This window comes from Mucilaginibacter gynuensis, assembly GCF_039541195.1.
In the GTDB taxonomy this organism is placed as follows: Bacteria; Bacteroidota; Bacteroidia; order Sphingobacteriales; family Sphingobacteriaceae; genus Mucilaginibacter; species Mucilaginibacter gynuensis.
This window is the reverse complement of the sequence record NZ_BAABFT010000016.1, coordinates 47821-71258: the sequence shown is the minus strand read 5'-3', so window position 1 is coordinate 71258 and position 23438 is coordinate 47821. Positions and strand designations below refer to the sequence as shown.

General features: G+C 42.8%; 27 protein-coding genes and 1 tRNA gene. 18 read left to right on the top strand and 10 right to left on the bottom strand.

The features are described 5' to 3' along the window. Positions 1 to 53: 53 nt before the first annotated feature. From ABD894_RS22675 to ABD894_RS22660, 4 genes are all read left to right on the top strand, one after another. A complete protein-coding gene (locus ABD894_RS22675; RefSeq protein WP_345213372.1) occupies positions 54 to 329 on the top strand; it encodes an Imm27 family immunity protein in 276 nt (91 codons plus the stop codon). A gap of 300 nt (positions 330 to 629) precedes the next feature. Next, positions 630 to 2285, top strand: a complete 1656-nt coding sequence (locus ABD894_RS22670) for a glutamine--tRNA ligase/YqeY domain fusion protein (RefSeq protein WP_345213371.1) — start codon at positions 630 to 632, stop codon at positions 2283 to 2285. A 53-nt stretch (positions 2286 to 2338) separates the two neighbouring features. Beyond that, positions 2339 to 2602 carry a hypothetical protein gene (locus tag ABD894_RS22665; protein WP_345213370.1) on the top strand — a complete coding sequence of 88 codons (264 nt, stop codon included), beginning with the start codon at positions 2339 to 2341 and terminating at the stop codon, positions 2600 to 2602. 90 nt (positions 2603 to 2692) lie between these two features. Beyond that, complete coding sequence (locus ABD894_RS22660) at positions 2693 to 4156, top strand: hypothetical protein (RefSeq protein WP_345213369.1); 1464 nt, start codon at positions 2693 to 2695, stop codon at positions 4154 to 4156. 25 nt (positions 4157 to 4181) lie between these two features. On the opposite strand, the gene ABD894_RS22655 is transcribed toward ABD894_RS22660, so the two are convergent. From ABD894_RS22655 to era, 4 genes are all read right to left on the bottom strand, one after another. Further along, entirely contained in the window at positions 4182 to 4391 is a 210-nt protein-coding gene (locus ABD894_RS22655; protein WP_345213368.1) for a YqaE/Pmp3 family membrane protein, read from the bottom strand. A gap of 198 nt (positions 4392 to 4589) precedes the next feature. Then, a complete protein-coding gene (locus ABD894_RS22650; protein WP_345213367.1) occupies positions 4590 to 4718 on the bottom strand; it encodes a hypothetical protein in 129 nt (42 codons plus the stop codon). Positions 4719 to 4913: 195 nt separating this feature from the next. Next, a complete protein-coding gene (der, locus tag ABD894_RS22645; RefSeq protein WP_345213366.1) occupies positions 4914 to 6215 on the bottom strand; it encodes a ribosome biogenesis GTPase Der in 1302 nt (433 codons plus the stop codon). A gap of 132 nt (positions 6216 to 6347) precedes the next feature. Continuing rightward, positions 6348 to 7223, bottom strand: coding sequence for a GTPase Era (gene era, locus ABD894_RS22640; RefSeq protein WP_345213365.1), 876 nt, complete (start codon positions 7221 to 7223; stop codon positions 6348 to 6350). A 145-nt stretch (positions 7224 to 7368) separates the two neighbouring features. Between era and ABD894_RS22635 the strand changes: the two genes are divergently transcribed. Continuing rightward, positions 7369 to 7441 (top strand) — tRNA-Met (locus ABD894_RS22635). A gap of 116 nt (positions 7442 to 7557) precedes the next feature. Here ABD894_RS22635 and ABD894_RS22630 read toward each other — a convergent pair. Continuing rightward, the gene (locus ABD894_RS22630; protein ID WP_345213364.1) at positions 7558 to 8115 is read right to left on the bottom strand and encodes a hypothetical protein; all 558 of its coding nucleotides are present in this window, start codon (positions 8113 to 8115) and stop codon (positions 7558 to 7560) included. Positions 8116 to 8497: 382 nt separating this feature from the next. Between ABD894_RS22630 and ABD894_RS22625 the strand changes: the two genes are divergently transcribed. The 5 genes from ABD894_RS22625 (at position 8498) to ABD894_RS22605 (ending at position 11234) form a co-directional block, all read left to right on the top strand. Next, positions 8498 to 8764: a hypothetical protein gene (locus tag ABD894_RS22625; protein ID WP_345213363.1), complete on the top strand. Its 267-nt coding sequence runs from the start codon at positions 8498 to 8500 to the stop codon at positions 8762 to 8764. Positions 8765 to 8841: 77 nt separating this feature from the next. Beyond that, positions 8842 to 9171 carry a hypothetical protein gene (locus ABD894_RS22620; protein WP_345213362.1) on the top strand — a complete coding sequence of 110 codons (330 nt, stop codon included), beginning with the start codon at positions 8842 to 8844 and terminating at the stop codon, positions 9169 to 9171. A 152-nt stretch (positions 9172 to 9323) separates the two neighbouring features. Beyond that, a complete protein-coding gene (locus ABD894_RS22615; protein ID WP_345213361.1) occupies positions 9324 to 9806 on the top strand; it encodes a hypothetical protein in 483 nt (160 codons plus the stop codon). Positions 9807 to 9884: 78 nt separating this feature from the next. Beyond that, complete coding sequence (locus ABD894_RS22610) at positions 9885 to 10586, top strand: hypothetical protein (RefSeq protein WP_345213360.1); 702 nt, start codon at positions 9885 to 9887, stop codon at positions 10584 to 10586. A gap of 33 nt (positions 10587 to 10619) precedes the next feature. Next, the gene (locus tag ABD894_RS22605) at positions 10620 to 11234 is read left to right on the top strand and encodes a hypothetical protein (protein WP_345213359.1); all 615 of its coding nucleotides are present in this window, start codon (positions 10620 to 10622) and stop codon (positions 11232 to 11234) included. Between the two features lie 188 nt (positions 11235 to 11422). Here ABD894_RS22605 and ABD894_RS22600 read toward each other — a convergent pair whose 3' ends face one another. Both ABD894_RS22600 and ABD894_RS22595 read right to left on the bottom strand, forming a co-directional pair. Next, the gene (locus ABD894_RS22600) at positions 11423 to 12001 is read right to left on the bottom strand and encodes a TlpA family protein disulfide reductase (RefSeq protein ID WP_345213358.1); all 579 of its coding nucleotides are present in this window, start codon (positions 11999 to 12001) and stop codon (positions 11423 to 11425) included. Beyond that, complete coding sequence (locus ABD894_RS22595; protein WP_345213357.1) at positions 11998 to 13395, bottom strand: hypothetical protein; 1398 nt, start codon at positions 13393 to 13395, stop codon at positions 11998 to 12000. Before ABD894_RS22595 ends, ABD894_RS22600 begins: the two co-directional genes overlap by 4 nt. 208 nt (positions 13396 to 13603) lie before the next feature. Between ABD894_RS22595 and ABD894_RS22590 the strand changes: the two genes are divergently transcribed. The 3 genes from ABD894_RS22590 (at position 13604) to ABD894_RS22580 (ending at position 15579) form a co-directional block, all read left to right on the top strand. After that, positions 13604 to 14020 (top strand): hypothetical protein, encoded by a 417-nt coding sequence (locus ABD894_RS22590; RefSeq protein ID WP_345213356.1) that lies wholly within the window; start codon positions 13604 to 13606, stop codon positions 14018 to 14020. Further along, a complete protein-coding gene (locus ABD894_RS22585; RefSeq protein ID WP_345213355.1) occupies positions 14017 to 14664 on the top strand; it encodes a hypothetical protein in 648 nt (215 codons plus the stop codon). Before ABD894_RS22590 ends, ABD894_RS22585 begins: the two co-directional genes overlap by 4 nt. Before the next feature lie 144 nt (positions 14665 to 14808). Further along, complete coding sequence (locus ABD894_RS22580) at positions 14809 to 15579, top strand: SMI1/KNR4 family protein (protein ID WP_345213354.1); 771 nt, start codon at positions 14809 to 14811, stop codon at positions 15577 to 15579. A 62-nt stretch (positions 15580 to 15641) separates the two neighbouring features. Here ABD894_RS22580 and ABD894_RS22575 read toward each other — a convergent pair whose 3' ends face one another. Together ABD894_RS22575 and ABD894_RS22570 are read right to left on the bottom strand one after the other, a co-directional pair. Then, entirely contained in the window at positions 15642 to 16499 is an 858-nt protein-coding gene (locus ABD894_RS22575) for an SDR family oxidoreductase (RefSeq protein ID WP_345213353.1), read from the bottom strand. Between the two features lie 103 nt (positions 16500 to 16602). After that, complete coding sequence (locus tag ABD894_RS22570; RefSeq protein WP_345213352.1) at positions 16603 to 17181, bottom strand: Crp/Fnr family transcriptional regulator; 579 nt, start codon at positions 17179 to 17181, stop codon at positions 16603 to 16605. A gap of 276 nt (positions 17182 to 17457) precedes the next feature. Between ABD894_RS22570 and ABD894_RS22565 the strand changes: the two genes are divergently transcribed. After that, positions 17458 to 19851, top strand: coding sequence for an ABC transporter permease (locus tag ABD894_RS22565; protein ID WP_345213351.1), 2394 nt, complete (start codon positions 17458 to 17460; stop codon positions 19849 to 19851). 77 nt (positions 19852 to 19928) lie between these two features. Here the strand turns inward: ABD894_RS22565 and ABD894_RS22560 are convergent, their stop codons facing one another. Then, complete coding sequence (locus ABD894_RS22560) at positions 19929 to 20324, bottom strand: winged helix-turn-helix transcriptional regulator (protein ID WP_345213350.1); 396 nt, start codon at positions 20322 to 20324, stop codon at positions 19929 to 19931. Between the two features lie 83 nt (positions 20325 to 20407). Between ABD894_RS22560 and ABD894_RS22555 the strand changes: the two genes are divergently transcribed. The 4 genes from ABD894_RS22555 (at position 20408) to ABD894_RS22540 (ending at position 23436) form a co-directional block, all read left to right on the top strand. Then, positions 20408 to 21286: an NmrA family NAD(P)-binding protein gene (locus ABD894_RS22555; protein ID WP_345213349.1), complete on the top strand. Its 879-nt coding sequence runs from the start codon at positions 20408 to 20410 to the stop codon at positions 21284 to 21286. Between the two features lie 160 nt (positions 21287 to 21446). Continuing rightward, on the top strand, positions 21447 to 22178 hold the full coding sequence (locus tag ABD894_RS22550; protein ID WP_345213348.1) for a dioxygenase family protein: 732 nt from the start codon (positions 21447 to 21449) through the stop codon (positions 22176 to 22178). A gap of 62 nt (positions 22179 to 22240) precedes the next feature. Continuing rightward, a complete protein-coding gene (locus ABD894_RS22545; RefSeq protein ID WP_345213347.1) occupies positions 22241 to 22744 on the top strand; it encodes a hypothetical protein in 504 nt (167 codons plus the stop codon). 5 nt (positions 22745 to 22749) lie between these two features. Beyond that, the gene (locus ABD894_RS22540; protein ID WP_345213346.1) at positions 22750 to 23436 is read left to right on the top strand and encodes a pirin family protein; all 687 of its coding nucleotides are present in this window, start codon (positions 22750 to 22752) and stop codon (positions 23434 to 23436) included. Positions 23437 to 23438 lie beyond the last annotated feature (2 nt).

Sequence of the window (23438 nt, the reverse complement as noted above, 5' to 3'; positions counted from 1 at the left end):
AGCAATAAATAACGGGTAACTTCAGGAAAGATTCGGGCATATTTACTTGCGACATGAAAATAAAAAAAGAGGAAACAAAAATTGTTTGCGAGTGGATATTTGACGGCAAAAAGATGCATAAAACGTCTGAATGTGACAGGATTGAGTGGTTAGTAAATAACTATCTGATTATGGTCGCCAATAAAGATGGATGGGAGAAATTATATCAAGACCCCAGTGATCAAAGATACTGGGAATACACTTATCCGGATAGCGAGATGCAAGGAGGTGGGCCACAGTTACTAACTGTGCTTTCAAACAGGGAGGCGAAAATCAAATATAATTTATAATGAGACAATCTACCCGCATTAGGGATTGCAGTGAAAAGCCCGCAGCGTGTGAGCATTGCCCCTGAAGCGGAGGAAAACGCGAGGACTTGTAACGGAAAGCCCGGGCCGCAGGCAATGCCCTAATTATTAAAACTTAAGCTTAAATACTTGCCACGCTACTAATAAATTAAAAGCCTATCTCTTCTGCCTTTTTTAATTTAGGCAGAACAAGCACTAACGTAACGCAGGCAAAACAGGCACCTTACATAAATTCTCGTTTTTTTCGCAATTAAGTTAACTTTGCTATTGTAAATAACACTCATGAGCGAAGAAAGATCATTAAATTTTATAGAAGAAATTGTTGAAGAAGATATACGTGCCGGTAAGCACGGCGGCCGGGTACTTACCCGTTTCCCGCCCGAGCCTAACGGTTACCTGCATATAGGCCATGCCAAATCTATTTGCCTTAACTTTGGTTTGGCGCTTAAATACGGCGGTAAAACCAATCTGCGGTTTGATGATACCAACCCTGTTAAAGAGGATGTTGAATATGTTGACAGCATAAAGGCCGACGTAAAATGGCTGGGCTTTGAATGGGCCGAAGAGCTTTACGCGTCGGACTATTTTGATAAGCTGTACGACTTTGCCGTGGCCCTGATCAGCAAAGGCCTTGCTTATGTTGACGATAGCACCGCCGAAGAAATTGCCGCAAAAAAAGGTACGCCTACCGAGCCCGGTACGCCTACCCAATACCGCAGCCGCAGTGTAGAAGAAAACCTGCAACTGTTTGCCGATATGAAAGCCGGTAAATATCCGGATGGCGCTAAAGTATTACGCGCCAAAGGCGACCTGGCATCGCCAAACATGCACTTGCGCGACCCTTTGATGTACCGCATTAAACATGCACACCATCATCGTACCGGCGATGCCTGGTGCATTTACCCGATGTATGATTTCGCCCACGGCCAATCGGACGCCATTGAGCAGATCACCCACTCGATATGCACCCTGGAGTTTGTGCCACATCGTGCCCTGTACGATTGGTTTATTGAGCAGCTGAACCTTTTCCCATCGCACCAGTACGAGTTTGCGCGCCTCAACCTTAACTACACCGTAATGAGCAAGCGCAAGCTGCTGCAACTGGTAGAAGAAGGCCATGTAGAGGATTGGGATGACCCGCGCATGCCAACCATCAGCGGTTTGCGCCGCCGTGGTTATACCCCTGCCAGTATCCGCGATTTTTGTGAGCGCATCGGTGTAGCCAAGCGTGAGAACATGATAGATGTAAGCCTGCTTGAGTTCTGCATCCGTGAAGACCTTAACAAAACCGCGTGGCGCCGTATGGCGGTGCTTGATCCGGTTAAACTGATCATCACCAACTATCCCGAAGGACAAACAGAAATACTGCACGGCGAAAACAACCCCGAGGTTGAAGGCGGCGAAGGCGGTCGTGATATACCGTTCAGCAAAGAACTCTGGATAGAGCGTGAGGATTTTATGGAAGTTCCGCCGAAGAAATTCTTCCGTTTGGGTGTTGGGCTTAGCGTGCGCCTCAAAAACGCCTACATTGTTAAATGCGAGGATTTTGTGAAGGATGCCGATGGCAACGTAACCGAAATACACTGTACTTACATCCCCGAATCAAAATCGGGCAGCGATACCAGCGGCATCAACGTAAAGGGTACCATTCACTGGGTAAGTGTACCGCATGCTAAAACCGCCGATATCCGTTTGTACGACAGGTTGTTTAAGGTTGAAGACCCATCAAACGAGGATGGCGACTTTAAAGATTACATTAATCCGGATAGTTTAAAGGTGATTCCGGGATATATTGAGCCCGATCTGGCTACTGCTGTAACCGGTAAAGGTTATCAGTTTATCCGCAAAGGTTATTTCACTTTAGATAAACATTCAACCGCCGACAAGCTGGTGTTTAACCGCACCGTTACCTTGAAAGACGGCTGGGTGAAGAAATAAATAAGAATAAGATGCATAGTTAAACCTTATGGGCGATTATGCATCTTATTTGTATGAAAAAAATACTACCCTTATTACTTGCCCTGTGCGTTTTAGTTAGCTGTAAAATACCCGAAGCTGTTTTAGGCATGAGCGAACCGCAGTTTAAAAAACAGCATCGTTACGCCAATGTTGTTGAAGCATCGGCCTACCGCAAGGTTTATAAAGAGCCTCTTTATGAGAGCTTTCGCTTTTACTATTTTAAGGATGGTAAATTGTTCCTGATAGATCAGGGTTATTTCCCGGAGAATGCTAAGGAAGCGGTGCCTTCGCGCTAAAGTAAAATTTAATGTATACATAATATAACAGGCTTGCAGTATATCGCTGTAAGCCTGTTATATTTGGGCACGTAATTAACCCCTTATTACATGAAAAAACTATTACTCTACGCAGTACTGGCACTTCTGCCATTTTTAACCTCCGCGCAAAGCGAACCACCCGTAAACAAAGATTTTGCTGATGACACAAAAGGCATAGCCGACTCCTTTAGCTGGGATGATCACATCAGCGTGATGCAAATTAACCTCAATAACGAAAAATTCGACCTGGTTGCTATTGACGACAAGATGAACATTTTGTGGAAAACCACCCTTAACGGTTATGCCATATCATGCGGAAAATTTAAAGGAAAAATATTAGCCATAGCGGCCGAAAAGCATGGCGAGATAAGAGGCTTTAACGGTGTTTATAAAGGCTTTTTAATTGATCCCAAAACCGGCAAATCAGAAATTGAGAAAACAATATATGAAGGCAAAGGCGAGTATTACGAAACCATAGCCAATTACTATACCGGCGATGGTACCTATTTCAGAATGGTGATACGCCAAAGCAATATGAAGCGGGCCATGTTTTCGTTTAGCCGCACCAAAACCAATTATGATAAAACAACAGATCTGACGGTTTTTGAACTTAACGAGCGTTTAGATATAGCATCTACCTTTAAGCCTGTTATTGGCGATGGTACCATTATTGAAACCGCCGGTAATTACGATGCCGATCTTTTTGTTTCGGTTTTTAAAGGAGACAATACCATTGAAGTAACCCGGTATAATGCGGGCGCCAAAGTACCATCTGGTGTGTTGAGCCAGGATATTGACCTCCCCTCCAATGCCGATAAAAGCATGCCGGGCAGGTACATCAAAACCATTGCTTCGGAAGCTGACCGTAACGTGGTTTACTTTAGCATTATGCACAAGAACTACGAAAAGGACATTCAGCTTGCTGTAGCTAAACTTGATTTTGCAAAAAAAACTAAACAGATCATATCAGAGGTTTTTGACAGGAACCACATCAAGGAGATTAAAAAGGCTTTTGTAAAGCCTAATAAAGATGTTGATAAGCCCGAATTCGGTTCGTTTAATAATGTTGAGGTGCGCTATATCAGGGAATTAAATAACACCTTGCTGGTAGCTGTATCAAACAAGCATTTTGAACAGGGGCAGCTTGGCGCGTGGGGTGTTGAGCAAAGTATTATTATTAACGGTTATGATACCAACCTTAAGCAAAAATTTCAGCAGGTAATGCCAACGCAATGCAGCTACACCATGATAGTGGTACCAACCGGGTATTATGCCGATAAAAACACACTACATGTGATAGCTAATGACAAGGATGGAATGACATCTATAAGGGCCATACATGGCACGCTTGATATGCAAACCGGCGAATGGAAAAGCATGGAGATATTATCGAAAAAGAACCTGCGGAGTTCGTCGTTCTCGGATGGTTCGAACGCATTGTGGTATAAGAATGGCTTTATATTGCCTTATGTAGCCATGGGCGGCATGTTCAGCATAACCAGCGACATCAGGCTGCAACAAAATCTATTTTAATTGCAGCCTGTGAGCAGGCGCAGCATTACCACGAGTACCGGTGACCGCGCCTTACCTCGCGAACCAGGCGACGGTGGCGTTTGGCTTCGTAATAATCCTGCGTTACCAGTACGGCATGTATAATACCCGGAATCCAGAAGAACAGGGTAAGTATGATACTCAATATAAAGGCGCCAATACGCCCTGTAGTTAACACGGCAGCCGGCGGAAACAAAAAGCAAAGGAAGTAGCGCATAAGTTTAGTATTTAATATATCGTTTTGACGCGCGAAAGGGTGGAATGTTACAGATGATGTTTTTGATGTGCAGATGTGCAAATTAGTAGATGTGCAAATATGAGTATGTGCAGATGATGAAGCGATGCAGTTTTCCCCTCCTCGGAGGGGTGAGCGTGGGGAATGCGCGGTGGCGGGGTGGGTTTATGCCGTATACTGTTAAATCAGCACAGCCTTCTCCCCGCTTAAACCCGATAGCAGCGATACTGGCCCCGAGCCTAATGCCTGTGCAGTATAAGCGAATAGCGGGGCTATCGTAACCGACGCCCCGCTATTTTTGATTTTCAAAAAAATATTGGAATTGTTAACCTTGTAAATTGTAGAAACCCACCCCGCCAGTGCTCGGGCTTACGCTCGCCCCTCCGAGGAGGGGATAGAATAAAGACCATCAAGAAATCATCTGTACATCTGCTAATTTGCACATCTGCACATCAGATTCATCTGCACATCAAATTCATGCACATTAAAACATCATCCTAAAAACTACTTCTGCCTGAACCACACTTGCACCGTGGCGCCTGATAGTTCGAAGTTTTCGCGGAGTTTGTTTTCGATGAAACGATAGTAAGGTTCTTTTACGTACTGCGGCAGGTTGCAAAAGAATGCGAACATGGGTGATGTACCTGCTATTTGCGTTACGTATTTAATTTTAACGTATTTACCTTTTATTGATGGCGGCGGATAGTTCTCGATGATCGGCAGCATTATATCATTCAACTTTGAGGTTGGTATTTTGCGGCTGCGGTTTTCGTATACTTGGTTAGCGGTATCAATTACCTTTAGTACACGCTGCTTTTCGGTTACTGAGGTAAACACGATAGGAACATCGCTGAATGGTGCCAGTTTCTGGCGGATCTGCTCTTCAAATACCTTTACGGTTTTGTTGTTCTTTTCAATCAAATCCCACTTGTTTACTACGATCAGCACTCCTTTTTTATTCTTTTCGGCCAGGTGAAAGATGTTGATATCCTGAGATTCGATACCTTCAACGGCATCGATCATCAGTATCACTACATCGGCTTCTTCTAATGCTTTGATGGTACGCATCACCGAGTAGAACTCGATGTTTTCTTTCACCTTGGTTTTCTTACGCAAACCGGCGGTGTCTATCAGCATAAAATCGTGACCGTATTGGTTATAACGAATGTGGATAGAATCGCGGGTGGTACCGGCTATCGGGGTAACAATATTCCTGTCTTTACCCAACAGCGCGTTTATAATGGAGGATTTACCTACGTTAGGGCGACCAACAATGGCGTACTTAGGCAGGGCATTCTCTTCCGGAAACTCATCTTCAAAGTGTTTTACCACCTCATCAAGCAGTTCGCCGGTGCCCGAACCTGTCATAGATGAAATATTGTAGATCTCACCTAAACCAAGGCTGTAAAACAGCGTAGCGTCAGACTGTAAGGCGTGGTTATCAACCTTATTTACCACTACAAAAACCGGTTTTTTGCCTTTACGAAGCAACGACGCGATTTCGTCGTCCAGATCGGTTACACCAGTAGTTACATCAACCATGAACAAGATCACGCTGGCTTCTTCAATAGCTATAACCACCTGCTCGCGAATGGCGGCCTCAAACACATCTTCAGAGTTGGCTACATAGCCACCGGTATCAATCACGGTAAAGTGATGATCGGTCCATTCAGATACGCCGTAGTGCCTGTCGCGCGTAACGCCGCTAAAGTCGTCAACGATGGCCTTGCGGGTTTCGGTTAAGCGGTTATATAAAGTTGATTTGCCTACGTTGGGCCTGCCCACTATGGCTACTATGTTACTCATTCTGTTTTGTTGTAAGTTGCGGTTGTATGTTGCGAGTAGTTACCGCAAAATTACAACCATTTTTGATTATGATGTTAGATGCTAAAAAATTATGAGTACCTGCAACTCACAACCTATAACATACAACTGATTTTATTCGTACCCGAATTTTTTAAGGTAATTTTTTTTGCTGCGCCAGTCGGGTATTACTTTTACAAACATTTCCAGGAACACCTTGCGCTGAAAGAACTCTTCCATATCCAAACGGGCGTATTTGCCCACTATTTTAAGCATGCTGCCGGCCTCGCCTATCAATATATTCTTTTGCGAATCGCGCTCCACAATAATCTCCGCGCTGATGCGGTGCAGCTTTTCGCCCTCCACAAAAGCGGTAACTATTACCTCTGCACTGTACGGAATTTCTTTTTTGTATTGTTTAAAGATCTGCGCGCGTATCATTTCTGATGCGAAGAAACGGTCGTTACGATCGGTAAGCGCGTCTTTTTCATAATAAGCCGGGTGCTCGGGCAGGTGCTCGATAATAAAATCGAGCAGGCTTGCCGCGTTTGGCATGTGCAGGGCCGATATAGCGAAAACCGCTTTAGGGTTCAGCTTCTCCTGCCAGTAAGCAATTTTTTCGTTTACAGCGTCGGGGTTCGACTGATCTATCTTATTGATCAGCACCACCAGCGGGGCCGATGAGTTTTGCAGCTTCTCCATCACATCGTTCTCATCATGCTTTTCGTTGATATCGGTAACCAGCAAAATAAGGTCGGCATCAACAATAGAGCCTTCTACCTGGTGCATCATGCTCTCGTGAAGGGCATAGTGCGGCTTAATAATACCGGGCGTATCTGAAAAAACGATCTGGTAGTTTTCGTGATTTACTATACCCAATATACGGTGACGTGTAGTTTGTGCTTTAGGCGTAATGATCGACATTTTTTCGCCCACGAGATTATTCATGAGGGTTGATTTACCCGCGTTGGGTTTACCAATTATGCTTACAAAACCTGCCTTATGACTCATAAAAAAATATTAAAAATATTATTTGGACTGCAAAGAAACGAATTATATCTTTGCAGTCCAATAAAAACGGAGATGTTATTTGCATTTTCGCTAATTGGAAGCACCTTTCCGAAGTTATGACGGAATGCAACATATAAAAACACAGTGCGGGATGGAGCAGTTGGTAGCTCGTCGGGCTCATAACCCGAAGGTCGTAGGTTCGAGTCCTGCTCCCGCTACCTGAGTAAAATGAAAGCCTCTTAGAGAAATCTGAGAGGCTTTTTTGTTTTAAAAATGGTAACAAATTGCGTGCATAATTCGGCACATTCGATCTGTTATAAAAAATCTTTGAATATCAACTGGCTTTATCGAATACGGTCGTCCAGGAACGTTCACGGTCGCGACCCAATAAGCCAGATCTTGCATTGGTCTGAACAGAAATTGAATTGCCATTATTGGTTAACTTCCAAACCTCTGTTACGTAAACCAATTCTTGTTTCTGATCGATCATCAAATGTACAATTGTGTTCACAGTCATAGTTTGGCCATCGGCTGACCAGTTTACAGTAAACTTCTTTCCAAACCCAGGGGCACGATCAATTTTGCTTGCTTTACCGCTAAAGACCAGCTTCTCCTGGCTTTTAGCCGGACCTGAGTGGGGAGACGGATCAGATACCTCTATATTTAGAAAATTTGCCTGCTGTGCTATTTTCATCGATTTATATAGCATACGATCACCCTCTGTGTAGGTGCAAACAATATTCCCACCCATACTTATCGACTCTTTAGCTTTCCATTCGCCGGAAAAGTCAGCGCGTTGAGTGCCCTTTTTTTGCTGAGCCTGCACGGGAAAATAAATTACGCTAACCAGCATGATAGCCAGGCTGCACAAAACATTGCTATTATTTTTCATATCTATCAGAATTAGTTCAGCGAATCTACCTTGATAGTTTTCAGCCGGACGAATCTGTATTGTAAATATTAATGTAAACTTTGTAAATAAAATATTGACAGTATCTCTCTGAGGATAAATCCCACCGTTTAGAAAGGGAAGTCGCTGTCCGGATCGACACTACGTTGTAATTCGCGAGGCGTTCAGCAAGCAGAAAATGATGGATTTGATATAGCATCAGATTTGTACCTTTAACTCTTAAGGGCATGGTTCTATTGCTTTAATTTCTTTGAGTTGTACTCATGTTATCTCTTATTGATTGTAAGAGATTTAAGAAACTTAAGTGGTAGTTTAGGCATGGCCAAAGTTGTTGAAATCTTACAATAAACTTAAACCCGTTTAAATGATTGAGCTATTTCCAAACTTAGTCGACAGTCAGGTTGTTTTAGCCCGGGCTATGTATAATACCGGAATTGTAATTGATGAAGAATATAATTTTGCAACTACGAACGCCCAAAGAGTATTTACGATTTATCCGAACAAAGAAGACGCACTACAAGCCGCTCTAACAATTGTACAAAGCAGACCCGATATTGAATGTTGGATTCAAAGCAGGAATGATGAGATAGTTCATTATATCCATATGGCAAACGTTAAAGATTTTATTTGACCGAATCCTTAGACTGCCCGTCCAATAATATCTGACCCTAAAAAACAATAAATTATGAAACGAATAATCTTCGGAACATGCTTACTGGCTTAGCGTCTTGTATAAGTAAGCGAAGCATCCCTGGCATTTATGTTGCAAAAGGAAAAGATTACATTATGGAATTAGGTTTGAATCAGGATAGTACTTTCAACTTTCATGAACGTACCATTGAATCGAAAAAAAAGGGAAGGGGTAAATGGAAGATAAAAAACGAGGACACATTAATCTTAAAGTTCATAAATACTGACGTCCCGGTTTTAGGATTAATGCCCAGCTTTCAGGATTATCAACATGACGAAGAACTGAAACTTTATAAAACAAAAGGCGGGAATTTTAAATATTTAAAAGCAACATTTAAAAAAAGATAATTGTATATCAACTTAGATATCTTATTCTTATAGAAGTTCATGATTCGATAATAATACCGATCCTCGGCTCAATCCTATTTCCTTATTTTGAGGATCAAAACACTTTTTTTACCTTTCTTTGCTATTACCATACCTTAAAACAAAAGATTAAAATGCTAAAGCTCTATAAACGCGTTGGGGATACGCTCCATTATTGGGAAACCTGGGATAAGAACAGTAAGGCAGGAATAATACATTGGGGCATTGTTGGCCAAACGGGAGAAGGCAAAGAAGTCGCATCCGGTTTATTAGCCAATTTTAGAAAAAAGATACAAGAAGAAGTAGATCAAAAACTTAAAGACGGATACGCACAAATTGATACCGACGAACATTATACCCTTTTAATTGAATATACTGTAGATGGAATGGGAACTGCCGAAGATGTTGAGAAAAGAACAAGACTTCAGGATAAAATGGATGAGGTATTAGGCTGGACGGGACTTGGGCATTGTGATGGTGGCAGTATCGGCAGCGGAACGATGGAAGTTTGTTGCTTAGTAGTGGATTTTGATGTGGCTAAACATGTAATTGGGCAAGCTTTAAAAGATACCGAGTTTGCAAATTACACTCGCATTTTTGACGAAGACAACGAATGATTGAACTTAATCATCTTATTGATATCCCTCTTCATAATTCTTACAATTTCAGAGTGAAAACTAAATATCATTAACTTAATGGAGCCAATCAAAACTACATTTTATAAGTTACCGTTACAGTTTATTCCCTTTTCAAAAATTCCTACTTTAAATGGTTTAAACTATCAGTATGCTTATTGTAGTTCTTTTCCTTTAATAACATTTATGACGCTTGACGCTCATATGGTAACTGTGTACAATTCCTTTGATAATGAAATAAAGGATCTTGACGAGCTACAAAATAAAGAGCTTTTATTCGGAAGTGTGGTAAGCGAAAAACTTTCGACACGGGGAAAAGCAAAGTGTATAGTTATTGGTACCAAAGAAGGTAGCTTAATTAAGGAAGACCTGCCACACTTAAAATATAGCTCGAACAACAACAATGAATTAGAGGGCAACTGGTTTTATATGGAGCATGGTAAATACTTTATTTTAAATGGAGTTGCATCCAAATTTGAGAATGTAAAACATTTAGAAGGCATAGCCTTGTATGGAGATGCTGTTTTGCGCCTCCGTATTGTTATAGAACTACTTAAAATAAACGTAAATAAGCACGGCCTGACGTTTAGCATGCAGGATTACAAAGATATTGCTTACAAAGTATTCAAAGCCGACCCCGTATTTTTAAAAACAGATGATAATTTAATTAAGGATGGTATAAATAGTTGGATCCCAGGGATGGTTTTAACCCCTTCTTATGTAGATATACCCAAAGAAATTAGGGGTCGAGCGATCAGATAGCGATTAAATACATCAATTAACTGTTAACTAACCATGCCTTTCCAAAACCGCGTCGATCCGCAAGGAAATATATTCAGTACTACTGCCCGCGGGGCGTGGCTGGGTAACCGGGGCGTGATCCACAATGAGGATAAACAAATTACGCGGCCGTTTAAATTGAAGGCATGGATCACCTGCGCGTTGAGTTTCAGGGGCAGGCACCGCGATATCATGCTGCCCGACCGCTGGACGGAGCTTTTCTTTCTGGATGAGGCTACCGCGTTTTCTGCCGGGCACCGCCCTTGCTTTCAATGCCGGTTTAAAGATCATCAACTATTTAAATCATTTTGGTTAAAAGGGAACCCGCAGTATGGCTTCAGCCCGAAAACGCCGGTTGCCAAAATAGATGAAATCATTCATTCAGAAAGGATAGCGGCCGACAGATCGAAGATTACCTACAGGGCAAAACTTGCCGACCTGCCCGACGGTACTTTTGTGCTGCATGAAGCCGAGCCTTATCTTGTTAAAAACGGCGCCTTACATTTATGGACACCAGCTGGTTATAAAATACCTCTCGAAATACCGGTAGAAAAAATAGTAACCGTACTCACGCCCCACAGCATTGTTAATATGTTTACGGCAGGCTATCAGCCGCAAATGGCCGTTTAATAACTTGCTATTCAACTCACAGGTATTGGGAAGACTACGTGTCATCTCGAACCGCAGGGAGAGATCTTCTTTGCCCTGTAAGTCTCTACTTTTATTAAGCAGAAGATTTTTCGCTAACGCTCAAGAGAGTAGTTTCTCCTCGTTCCTCGTTCGAAATGACAAAAAAATCATCTTCCCAGCACCTGTGGCTACTCTGCCGACAAGCGTTTTAGCAAAGCGATGAATTTCGATGAAGAATAATCCGCCGTGCCATCGTGCCGGAAAACGATCTGTCCTTTTTTATTGATCACCACTGTGGCTGGTATGCTGCTGCCCGCCATGGTTTGCGGTATAGCGCTCTCGGTCGCGTATACCGGCAAATTGTATTGATGTTTCGCCATAAACGCTGCCGATTTTTTAAGGTCGCTATCGGTATCAACTGCCAGCACAACAATGTTGGTGTCGGCTTTTAGTTGCGTGTGCATTTCATTTATGGCGGGCATTTCTGCCAGGCAAGGCGGGCACCAGGTAGCCCAAAAATTGATAAATACCACTTTCCCTTTCAGGCTTTCGAGGTGAAACTGTCTTCCCCGTACATCGTGAAATACCACATCGGTAGCTATACTATTTTTAGTTGAGCTATCAGCCACATCGGGCTGAAACAAGCCCACCTGCATTAAGCCGCGTATCAGCAAGGCCTTTGCCGCGGGAACGAACAGGAGGATCAGTATAACGGCAAAAAATAAGGCATTCAGGATATTGCCGCGTGTTAACCATTTTTTGATCATGGTGCCTGCCAGTTTGCTTCGGTAAATGCCGGGTTAAACTCAATGGCCGTGGTAGTTACCGTAATGGTGTTCTTCCCGTCAGACGATTCGGTAACCGAAGGATAACTTATGCCGCCCTTCTCAACAAAATCGCGGTATACCGAATAATTGGGCGTGTTATTAACCGTATAGGCATTGGCCTTCAGCTTATAATCGCTGCCAATCATATAAATGAGCTTGTTATTATTTACAAAAAAGGTAAGCATATAATCGCCCTTTGATTCAGATACTGTTCCCGCCAGGAAATTTTTGTTCAGCTTTTTATGCAACCCCAGTATGCCTTGGTACAAGCTTAGCGTCATTTCGGTTTTATCGCTTTGCGATAGCGGTTTTTTTGCGCCGTTCACCCATTGCCAGCCGTCGTTGCCTTCCAGTTGTTTCACCATTAATAGTTTGCCATTCTGCCTTATTTCTACGCGCAGTTTATTAGCGGCAATATCCGTAAAAGTTACCGCTTGCAGGTTGCCCGTTATAGCTGACGTTTCTTTTACTGTGGTAATTTTATCTATACCCGCTCCTCCGCAGGCTTCGCGTAGTTTGCTCAACAGTAAGGCCGGCGATGGCAATCCGCCTGATGCTTTTGTAGCATTGCCCTGCGTTTTGTTTGTATTAGCAACAGGCTGCTTTATATTGGCTACAGGTTTTTCGCTCTCCTGCCGAAAGTAGAAGTTGCCATCCAGTATGATCATATCCTCCTCGTTAGGCGGACTGTAAAAAAAGCTATGCTTATTAACGGTGCCATTACTAAAGGTCAGCGTGATCTCTCCCGGACTAAGCTTATAAGTACCCCGTGTTTTGCTGTTGGTATTTGTTTTGCCGCCAATGGTACCGCCTGCAACATCGCCGCCAATACCTACCACGCCCGAATGATCTGTCGAGAAATTTCCCTTACCGTCGAAATAGAGATAGTCGGACGAGAAAGCGCCCACATTAGGCATACCCGTCCCCATACCACCGCTATTTGAAGCCGATTTCATTTCGTAAACCGCCGCGGCCAGCGTGGTTACATTTTTCACTTTGTGCAGGGTATGCTTAATGCCCGATGTACTTTCGAGGTTGCCGTTCGCGCTTAGCTTGTACTTTTTAATAGCCTTATCAAAGGTAAACTGCACTATACCATTGCTAATGGTGTATTTACCAGTAACATTGGTTTTCCAGTTTTTGATGTTCAGTTTATCGGTATAGGTGCCATCGTTTCTAAAATACACCGCAATATTTTCTATCTGCATACCATTGTAAGGGGTTGAGTACAATTGCGCCCCCACGTATACGCCGTCCAGCTTTTGGGCTTGTGCCGTGGCCCAAACCGCGTTTATAACAAACAGGCAGACTAACAGAACCTTATTCTTTTTCATAGGATGTTGGTTGTTTTTCAGTTTAGTTACATGTGTTGTAAAGTTCTGAATTTCTTTTTACTTATTCTTTTATTGTTAAAAGCAAAAAAGAAATAGATGGCAAAAAATCGTAACATTTAATTTATCATATATACTCCTAATGCAGGAATTAAAATATTTTTACCTTTATTGAGCACCTATATACTTAGTCAAGCCTGCTATCCTTATCATGTCAACCCCAGATAATTTTACACAGAACAATCTTAACAGGCAGCAGATCAGCCTTGACTGGTGGCAAAAAAGACGCTTACATTATAACAAGGGTTTAGTTATAGCAGGCATAATAGCATTTGTGCTGTATGTCATTTTAGGCAGTTTGCTCATAGCGCCCCATGATGAGGAATTTGAGATAACACTATTCACCATGTTTTTTCAGGGGGTAGGCTATTTAATTATGATGGGAGTGGCCAACCTGTTTTATACTTTGGGCTACGCGGTAGATGCCGGCTTTAATACAACAGATAACGACGCCTTTAGAGTACGGCTCTATAAATTAGGTTACTGGTTCTCGTTTGGGTTGCCGTTCCTTGTCCCGTTGGCAGTAGTGCTTAAGTATATTTTTATTTTATGCCAAATGAATTTATGAAAAAGAAGATACTGATTTTTTCGTTTATTGCCATTGTCTTGGTGATTGGAGGATGGTTTATCTATTTTGTAATACATAGTTTTGCAACATTTAACCATAATAGCATAGCGGAATATAACAATTTGTTTAATGATAAGGCAAACAGCAAATTAGATATACTTGGTACTACAATATCCCGAAATAAGGCTCCTGCCTCAACTTACATTTATAATAAAAAATATTATATCCATGTATTTAAAACAAAAACTCTCGAAAGGGAACTTCTTTCAAAAATTGTAAAATACCAACGAGCGTATTCTGTAGACAACATGGTGTTTGCCAGTATGCCATCTTATAAGTATGATTTACGAAGTGGTTTCAATGATGATGCATTGGTAACACTTATTACTTATAACAGCGACCAACAAATAATGCTTATTAAACAAAGCGAAAAAATAATCAGCCTCTTTTCTTGTTTTAAAAACTTTTCAATAAGCTATAATTCTTCAAGCTATGAACTATATGGTGAAACAGACAATGGAAATTGTAAGCCAATGTGTTTAAGCTTTGTTAAAGCAAAAGATAATGTATATATAATTTTAATGGCTGTTGCTAATGGAAAAGAGTTTCTACCCGAGGAATCATTAGATGACCTCTTAAAGTAATAATTCAATATGTTAACTTACTTTAAAAACTCTTTTGCAAAAGTAAATTGTTCGTTTAAGGCTCATCTATTTCCGATTTAACATCAATATACTTTACAAATTCAAATCTGAATTTATCGCAACAATACCTATTAATCATCGCACATGTCGATATCCGAAATAATCACCTATTTAAAAACCCACATAGGTCAAACAGACATAACGCTTTATGAGGCTGCCCCCATTGAGCTTATTAATAAGTTTGAAACAACATTTAATGTTAAACTTCCGGATGATATCAAAGAATTCTACTTATTCTGCAATGGTTTTGAATCGGACGAAGACCTGTTTAGAATTATTCCCCTTGATGAAATGATAGAATATAAAGGCAGGAATGATGATCATAATATTTACATAGCCGAATATTTGATATATAGTAATGCATGGCAGTTGGAAGTAAATGACAACAGCTATCGTATTTCGAATATAGATCAAACCTGGATACTGACTCGAAATTTCGCTGAATTTTTAGACCGTTTTTTAAAAAACGGTTTATTTAAACCCAATGGTTTGTATGATTGGAGCAATGAGGTTAGCGAAAAAAGGACGGATAAGAACCAAAATCAGGCAATAACCTACAAAACGCCATCTGACATATACAGACAGTGCTTTATCTTTTTGGCCGTAAGTTTTGCTTTTCTGCTGTTTAAATTAATTACTGGCGGGTCTGAAATTTCGCAAAACGGATTCGGCTATCTTCTCTTACTGTTTTTTAGCTTTATACTTATTTTGTTTGGTGTAAGCATTTATACAACCATTGCTTACAAAGAATGGTTCAAAAGAAACCGTTACATCAATATTTCTATCTTCTTATTTTCATTACTAATAATAGGGTTAGTTGCCTACTCGATAATTGTAAACGGAGGAATATATTAAAAGCCTCTCAGATCACTCCAAGAGGTTTTCTCATTTGTTTGCTTATGCTGATTTTATAGCCTTTAGTTACTATATTTTGCAAGCCATTTGGCTTTAATAGTGGCCCTGGCGTCAATAAATTCCTGATCCGTGCCTTGTGCAACGGCATCAAGCGGGTAGCGTAACGGGCGTTCACCTTTAGGCATGTTTACTAAGGCCAATACACCATCGGCAATGGTTTGCGGATCCATTTTAAACTCGGCCATTTTACTGAAAAGCGCGCTGCCAAGGGCGTTGAACTGTTGTGTAGCGGTATCGCCGTATTCATCAATTATGGCTGGTTTATCGGCATGGATACCGCTTTTACTGCCGTTGTTCATTTCGGTAGGGTAAACGCCCGGTTGTATGCTTACGTTCTCGATGCCAAACTGACTCAGTTCATCCTGCAAGCCTTCGGTAATACTTTCCACCCCGAATTTTGAGGCCAGGTAAGGGATCATAAAAGGCAGGGTGTGGCCGCTTGCGCCCGATGTAATGTTGATGATCAATCCGTTTTTGTTGGCACGCATTGATGGCAGCACCGCATTGTAAGTACGCAGCACACCGTAAAAGTTCACCTCGAACATGTTGCGGATCTGATCTAACGAATAGGCCTCCAGCAAACCGAAGCCGCTTACCGCCGCGTTGTTCACCAACACGTCTATTTTGCCATATTTGGTGAGCGTTTTGCTGATAGCTTCGTTAACTGAGTTATCGCTGGTTATATCAAGTTCGGCTACTTCTATATTAGGCAAGGCCCCCAGTTCTTTTGCAGCTTCGGCGTTTTTGGCAGTAACGCCGCGCATACCGGCAATTACATTATGGCCTGCGTTTGCTAAGGTGATAGCCATTAATTTGCCAAAGCCTGTACTTGTTCCGGTTATTAAAATTACTTTGCTCATTTTCTTAATTTTTTGTTGTGATTTATTAAGACAAATGTGCAAAGTCCAAGCTCCTCGATCCATTGATGTTTGATGCCAAAAAACTTGACAAATATCAACAGAATTACTTTTTAACCGCTTGCTTACGCACCCGGCTAAGTGTTTCGGGCGAGATGCCCAGGTAGGAGGCTATCATGTGCTGAGGCACACGGTTGGCTAAATGCGGCGAGTTTGCCAGGAAACTATTGTACCGTTCTTCGGCAGTTTGGCTAATGGAAGTATGCACACGGTTTTGCGTTGCAACCAAACTCCTGTCTATAATAGTATTAATAAGCTCCCTGAAAACAGGGATGGTATTTTTAATGGCCTCAAAGTTATTATAGGTAAAAAGCAATACCACAGTGTCTTCTACCGCGTCAATATTTGAGCGCGACGGGTTGCCCGAATGCAGGCTTTCACGGTCGCCGGTCCACCAGTTTTCAATGGCGAAGTACATAATGTTTTCCTGCCCTTTATCATCAATACGATAGGTGCGCAGGCAACCCTCGCATACAAAGGCATGGTATTTCCACAAATCGCCCTCTTGTAATAAATACTGGTGTTTGCGCAGCTTTTTAATAACAACCAGGCTTTCAATCAGCGCCCAGTCTTCGGCAGTCAGGTTAATTTTATCGTCGATATATTTTTTAAAAACAGCAAACATGGCAGTATCTCAATCAGATGAATATAAGTAAAAGTATACGATAAATATTTAGTGCCTTTCATCCGGATGTAATAATCGAATATCCCGGCGACTGCCTAACCATCCCGTACTATTACTCGCTGTAACATAACCGCACGTAAGCTATATCATAGCCGAACATTTTCTAAATTAAAATACAACCTATTTACTTGATAGTCAATCAGATAAAAGCATGGCATGTAATATGTGGTAAGCAAAAAGTGTATCGGTACATTATTTCCTGAAAATTAAGCAATTATGATAAAAAGCTACTTTAAAGTTGCATGGCGCAACTTGTGGAAAAACAAGTTTTTTTCGGCTATCAATATTATTGGCCTTGCCGTGGGTATGGCCGCCTGTATAGTGATCATGCTGTTTGTTTTTTACGAAAAGAGTTTCGATAATCTGCATACCAAAAACATCTATCGCCTCAGCGAAGTGCAAAAGTTTCCGGGCATGGTATCATCGCAAAAGGTGGCTTTATCCATGTACCCGATGGGACCAACGCTTAAAAACGAGTTCCCTGAAATAAAGAACTTTACCCGGGTTAGGTGGAATCCTAAATACCAGATGACCTTTGCCTCGCAAAAGCTCTTTTTGCCGCAGGCCTTGTTTGTTGATTCTACCTTTCTGGATATTTTCGATTTCGCGCTGATAAAAGGCGACCGCAAAACCGTATTGCAAAAGCCCAACACTGTGGTGCTTACCCAAAAAACAGCAAAAAAGCTATTTGGTGATCAGGATCCGATAGGCAAGGTAATTACCCACTACGCGCAGGATACCGTGAGCTTCGCCGTAACCGGTATAATGGCCGATGTACCGCAAAACTCGCAGCTTCAGTTTGATGGCTTGTTCTCTTTTAGCAGTACTTATAAACCATGGATGGAGAATTGGGGTGGTAACTGGCTAAATACTTATTTCGAAATGGCGCCGGGCACCAATATAGCTTCGCTGGAAAAGAAAATGCCGGGCTATCTTAAAAAATACATGTCGAAAAATGAGGGTTGGAAATACTATGAGTTGTTTTACGTGCCACTTAAAGAAATCCACGCCGGTACGTCAGATATCGGGCTGGATTACCTGAACTATCAGAAATTTGATAAACGCTCAACCAACCTGTTTGCCATTATCGCCATCATCGTATTGGTAATAGCCTGTGTTAACTTCATGAACCTTTCTACCGCGCGTTCAGCAGAGCGGGCTAAGGAAGTAGGCATCCGTAAATCGATAGGCGCGCACCGTTTTCAGCTGGCTATCCAGTTTTTGGGCGAAACCGTGCTGCTCTCCTTATTTGCCTTAGTGCTGGCAATTGTTTTGGTAGAGATCAGTCTGCCTTATATCAATAACCTTAGTCAGCGTAGTATAAGCCTGCCCATATTTAGCCACCCCGAATTTTTGCTGATCATCTTTGGTTTAACGCTGGTGGTAGGCTTGCTATCTGGCCTTTATCCTGCTGCTTTCCTGTCGTCGTTTAAGCCCATAAAGGTGCTGAAAGGCGTTATAGAAGTTGGCCGCAACAAGGCATCGTTACGTAATGTGCTGGTGGTTGGGCAATTTACCAGCGCGGTCTTTTTGATGATAGCTACCGTATTTGTGGTAAAGCAGCTCCGGTTTATGCAGCAGCAGGATCCCGGTTTTAGCCGCGAGCAGGTGGTAACCATTCCGCTGGATGATATTACTTCCAGAAAGTATGATCTGCTTAAATCAGAACTGGCCAACAATACCCTTATTTCGGGTGTAACCGCCGCGCAGGATGTACTGGGCAGTCACCTTGATCAATCGGGGGTGGAGTTTCAGCCCGGTAATGGCCCTAAGCGGCAACTGGCGGTAACGCGTTTAGTAGTAGATCACGATTACCTTGACCTCTATAAAATAAAACTCGCCGAAGGAAAAAACTTTACCGAGAACGGCAAGGGCCGCGAGTATATTATTAATGAGGCACTGGCTAAAGAGCTATTGAAGGACGATAAAAAAGCACCCCTGTCATCACTCATCGGTAAGCCCTTCGGTTTCGATTCGTTAGGGGTGATAACCGGCGTGGCAAAGAATTTCAACTTTAACTCGCTGCACTATAAAATTGAAACCATGTTTATGTTCAATCAAAAGGAATGGGGCTTCAGCCAAGTTTCGGTAAAGATAAACCCGGGTAAAGCCAAGGAAGCGATTGCCTTTATGCAAGCCAAGTGGAATGGCATTTACCCTGACCGCCCTTTTGAATACCAGTTTTTAGACGATCATTTTAACGAAGTATACCAGGCCGATAACCAGGTAAGCAAAATTGTAGGGATTCTCGCCGGACTGGCCATTTTGATCTCGGCACTTGGTTTACTGGGCCTTGCATCTTATTCGGCCGAAAAGCGTATAAAGGAAATAGGGGTACGCAAAGTACTTGGCGCATCGGTACAAAACATTGTGCTGCTGCTATCGGGGCATTTTATAAAACTGGTGTTAATTGCCAACCTGATAGCCTGGCCGCTAGCCTGGTATGCTATGCACCAATGGCTTAACGATTTTGCCTACCGCATAGCAATTGATTGGCAGGTATTTGGCTGGGTCGCCTTGTTATCGGCATTTATTGCCTTGTTTACAGTGAGCTTTCAATCGGTTAAGGCAGCCATTGCCAACCCGGTGAAAAGCCTGCGCAGCGAATAGTATAGTTTAGTTATGTTTATATAGGCGTTGGCAGCGATGAGCAGTCAGCGCCTTTTTTGGTGTATTACGGGTAATTTTCAACCCGGAAAACCGGCCAGATCTTTATGGGTTATTTTCGGATCGTCCATGCGTTCCTGCATGGCCCATACCGCCATGGCAAGCAGCACGGGTTTAAGCCCCATGCCCGATGGAGTAAGCGTATAAGTAACATAGGGCGGCACTACGGGGCGTGCTTCACGGGTTAGCAACTTATCGGCTTCCAATTGTTTCAGGTGCTGTATCAGCATTTTTTCGGTAATGGCCGGTATGGTCTTTTTCAATTCGCTATAGCGTTTACTGCCCGATAGTAAATGAAATAAAATGATGGGTTTCCAGTGTCCGCCTATTTTATCCATCACATACGTTACAGGGCATTCTTTAAACGCCAGGTGTTTGTTTTCCTGTCGGGTCGAACTCTCTTTAATGGCCGTCATAGTATACACACTTTAGGGTAAGTACTTGTATAAAAGTAAGTACAAATATAGCTTTGCTGACAATAAAAATTAAATAAATCAGCATGAAAATCACACTTTTAGGTTCATTGGGTAATATCAGCAAGCCCCTGGCCATACAATTAATTAAAGCTGGTCATCAGGTTAGTATCATCAGCAGCGATGCCAATAAGGCGGCCGACATAGAGGCGTTAGGCGCTAAGCCCAAAATTGGTTCTATAACCGATGTGGCCTTTCTTACCGGTGCTTTTACCGGTGCCGATGCCATATATACCATGGTGCCGCCCAGCTATAATGCCGAAAATTTCAGGCAGCATGTTGGTGGTATTGGTAAAAACTACGCCGAAGCCATTAAACAGGCAGGTGTAACCCGCGTTGTTAACCTGAGCAGCATTGGCGCGCATTTAGATGGCGGCACAGGTCCAATCGCAGGCTTGCACGATGTGGAGCAAATTTTTAGCAAGCTGGAAAATGTAGCGATAAAACACCTGCGTGCGCCGTTCTTTTACGTTAACTTTTACGGTAATGTGGATCTCATCAAACACCAAGGTATCCTCGGCGCTAATTATCCCGGTGATGCCCGCCTGGTAATGGTGCACCCGGCCGATATTGCCGATATAGCTGCCGAAGAAATTCAAAATGATTTTACAGGCCATACTGTGCGTTACCTCGTAAGCGATGAACGTACTCCTAACGAGGCCGCCGCGGTATTGGGCGCGGCCATTGGCAAACCCGAACTGCCATGGGTAGAGTTTACCGACGAGCAAGCCCTTAACGGTATGCTACAAGGCGGTTTACCCGCCGAAATGGCACGTAACTTTGTAGAAATGGGCACCGCCGTGCGCAGCGGCATTTTATGGCAACATTACGATGCCCACAAACCGGCCACATTCGGCAGCCGCAATTTTGAAAGCTTCGCGCAGGAGTTTGCCGCCGCTTTTTAATATCGCGACAGCAAAACAGTAATGGAATCGGTCTCTTTATTCTTATAAGGGGCTGATTCCCTTTTTTGTAACCTGATTATCGACACATCAGCCCGCTTCACCGATACTCTCATTAAACAGGCCGTTCTTTCGCACACCTTTACATTATAAACTTTAGGTTATGGAAAGAAAGAATTTTTTAAAGAGTTTAGTGATCAGCGCGGTATCGGCACCTGTAATATTACAGGCCTGCAAAAAGGATAGTGATTCGGCTTCGCCGGATGCTACAACTACTTCAAGCAGTACGGCAGATGGATCGGCGGAGGGTGGCTGCGTGGTAGCGCCAACCGAAACAGAAGGGCCGTTCCCTACCAAGCAGCCTGCATCTTATGTACGCAGCGATATCACGTCAGATCGTACGGGCTACAAGCTTACTATTAAAATCACCATTAATAACAGCAGCAAAAGCTGCGCGGCAGTATCGGGCGCGCTGGTTGATATATGGCATTGCGATGCCGAGGGCAATTACTCCGAATACGGAGGCTCGGGCATGCAATCTACCAATTATCAGTTAGTTCACTTTTTACGGGGCCGCCAAACTACCGATGCTAACGGGCTGGTTACCTTTACTTCCATCTTCCCGGGCTGGTATAGTGGCAGGTCTACGCACATACACGTGCATGTATACAATAGCTCGGGCACCTCGTTAAAAGTTACGCAGATCGCTTTTCCCGAAGGTACGGGCACTGCCGTTGCGGCGGTAAACGGTTACTCAAAAGGCATGAGCAATTATACCTATAACAAAAGCGATAATGTATTTAGTGATGATACTGCCGGAGTAGAAATTGCTACCGTAACCGGTAATACTACCGATGGTTTCGCGCTTTCTATAGCGCTTGCTGTACCTGCATAATTGTTCTGTTTCATAACCAGGGGTACCCGGCGAATGTTGGGTGCCCTTATTTATCCGCTCTAATGGCCAAGCGTAAAATAGTATTGTGTTATCGTAAAATCATCGATGTAAATTCCAATAAACCCTGGGAGAAACTGGTGTTTAACGATAGCTATATGGAGTTCAGGATGCAGGTGCAAAATTTTGCCGAGGTACAAACGTACCCCTCTTACGGCGAATTACTTAGCCATGTACCCGAAGTGAAAAAGCTGAACCATATTGTTAGCGGCGCGGTTATGAATTATATACAACAGCTGAACGAGGTAATGCCGGATATACTGAACAATCTTGGTCGCAGGTTTTTAAAGTTTAAAACCTTTCAGTTCGAGATCATTAATTCGCATTTACATTTGAAGGACAAGCACCAGGTTTCTATCAGCTTTTTTTCAGAACCGGTGCTGTGGTACGATACCATTGATAATTATTTATTGATCGGTAACGAGATACCCGCCGAAAGCGTGGTGCTTACTCACTTATTTCAGTTGCAGCCTTACCTGAGCATCTATTCTGTACAAATGATTGATTAAACGCTATGGAACAATCGCACGGTAAAATATTTTTGGCAGATGATCGAGGGCTTACTGAAACAAACCTCGAACGCCGGTACAGCACCTTCAATTTTGCCGGTTATTACAACGAGCATAAACAAGGGTCGGGCAACCTGTATACCTTTAATGATGAAATGCTTGCTGCCGGGGCATCCGTACAGCAACAGGTTCGCTTTGGTGGCTATATGATTATACTGCCGGTTACCGGCGCAGTACAGATCACGATAGGGGCACAAACACATGAAGCCGATGCCGGAGAAGTGCTGCTACTGCCGATTGTCGAAAATGAGGTGTTTACCCTTACTAATCCCTATCCTGAAAATTGGGTAAATTTTATAGTGATGCAAATAAAAGCAGATGCGGCGACATTGGCATCCGCGCAAAATTTTGCTTTTGATATAGACGGAAACCCGGATAGCTTGGTAGCTGCTGTTGATAATGATGCATTGCCCTTTGCCCTGCACATTGGCCGCTTTGCCGGGCGTACCGAAGCTGTGTATAATTTAAAAGATGAACAGTCGCAGGTATTTGCCTTTGTAATAGCCGGAGCTTTCGAACTACAAAACAGGCTATTGCACGAACGTGATGGGCTCGCCCTTTGGCATACCCAACAGGTAGAAGTCGAAGCCCTGAGTAATAACGCTGTACTACTGCTGATGGAGCTTAAGTAGCG

Coding starts and splice junctions, on each gene's coding strand:
- ABD894_RS22665 (WP_345213370.1), top strand. CDS start 2,339: ATGAAAAAAATACTACCCTTATTACTTGCCCTGTGCGTTTTAGTTAGC.
- ABD894_RS22620 (WP_345213362.1), top strand. CDS start 8,842: ATGCTTACTGGCTTAGCGTCTTGTATAAGTAAGCGAAGCATCCCTGGC.
- ABD894_RS22545 (WP_345213347.1), top strand. CDS start 22,241: ATGGCCAAGCGTAAAATAGTATTGTGTTATCGTAAAATCATCGATGTA.
- ABD894_RS22595 (WP_345213357.1), bottom strand. CDS start 13,395: ATGAAAAAGAATAAGGTTCTGTTAGTCTGCCTGTTTGTTATAAACGCG.
- ABD894_RS22630 (WP_345213364.1), bottom strand. CDS start 8,115: ATGAAAAATAATAGCAATGTTTTGTGCAGCCTGGCTATCATGCTGGTT.
- der (WP_345213366.1), bottom strand. CDS start 6,215: ATGAGTAACATAGTAGCCATAGTGGGCAGGCCCAACGTAGGCAAATCA.
- ABD894_RS22605 (WP_345213359.1), top strand. CDS start 10,620: ATGCCTTTCCAAAACCGCGTCGATCCGCAAGGAAATATATTCAGTACT.
- ABD894_RS22570 (WP_345213352.1), bottom strand. CDS start 17,181: ATGTTTGCTGTTTTTAAAAAATATATCGACGATAAAATTAACCTGACT.
- ABD894_RS22610 (WP_345213360.1), top strand. CDS start 9,885: ATGGAGCCAATCAAAACTACATTTTATAAGTTACCGTTACAGTTTATT.
- era (WP_345213365.1), bottom strand. CDS start 7,223: ATGAGTCATAAGGCAGGTTTTGTAAGCATAATTGGTAAACCCAACGCG.
- ABD894_RS22585 (WP_345213355.1), top strand. CDS start 14,017: ATGAAAAAGAAGATACTGATTTTTTCGTTTATTGCCATTGTCTTGGTG.
- ABD894_RS22675 (WP_345213372.1), top strand. CDS start 54: ATGAAAATAAAAAAAGAGGAAACAAAAATTGTTTGCGAGTGGATATTT.
- ABD894_RS22550 (WP_345213348.1), top strand. CDS start 21,447: ATGGAAAGAAAGAATTTTTTAAAGAGTTTAGTGATCAGCGCGGTATCG.
- ABD894_RS22625 (WP_345213363.1), top strand. CDS start 8,498: ATGATTGAGCTATTTCCAAACTTAGTCGACAGTCAGGTTGTTTTAGCC.
- ABD894_RS22615 (WP_345213361.1), top strand. CDS start 9,324: ATGCTAAAGCTCTATAAACGCGTTGGGGATACGCTCCATTATTGGGAA.
- ABD894_RS22655 (WP_345213368.1), bottom strand. CDS start 4,391: ATGCGCTACTTCCTTTGCTTTTTGTTTCCGCCGGCTGCCGTGTTAACT.
- ABD894_RS22670 (WP_345213371.1), top strand. CDS start 630: ATGAGCGAAGAAAGATCATTAAATTTTATAGAAGAAATTGTTGAAGAA.
- ABD894_RS22555 (WP_345213349.1), top strand. CDS start 20,408: ATGAAAATCACACTTTTAGGTTCATTGGGTAATATCAGCAAGCCCCTG.
- ABD894_RS22590 (WP_345213356.1), top strand. CDS start 13,604: ATGTCAACCCCAGATAATTTTACACAGAACAATCTTAACAGGCAGCAG.
- ABD894_RS22580 (WP_345213354.1), top strand. CDS start 14,809: ATGTCGATATCCGAAATAATCACCTATTTAAAAACCCACATAGGTCAA.
- ABD894_RS22565 (WP_345213351.1), top strand. CDS start 17,458: ATGATAAAAAGCTACTTTAAAGTTGCATGGCGCAACTTGTGGAAAAAC.
- ABD894_RS22660 (WP_345213369.1), top strand. CDS start 2,693: ATGAAAAAACTATTACTCTACGCAGTACTGGCACTTCTGCCATTTTTA.
- ABD894_RS22560 (WP_345213350.1), bottom strand. CDS start 20,324: ATGACGGCCATTAAAGAGAGTTCGACCCGACAGGAAAACAAACACCTG.
- ABD894_RS22540 (WP_345213346.1), top strand. CDS start 22,750: ATGGAACAATCGCACGGTAAAATATTTTTGGCAGATGATCGAGGGCTT.
- ABD894_RS22600 (WP_345213358.1), bottom strand. CDS start 12,001: ATGATCAAAAAATGGTTAACACGCGGCAATATCCTGAATGCCTTATTT.
- ABD894_RS22575 (WP_345213353.1), bottom strand. CDS start 16,499: ATGAGCAAAGTAATTTTAATAACCGGAACAAGTACAGGCTTTGGCAAA.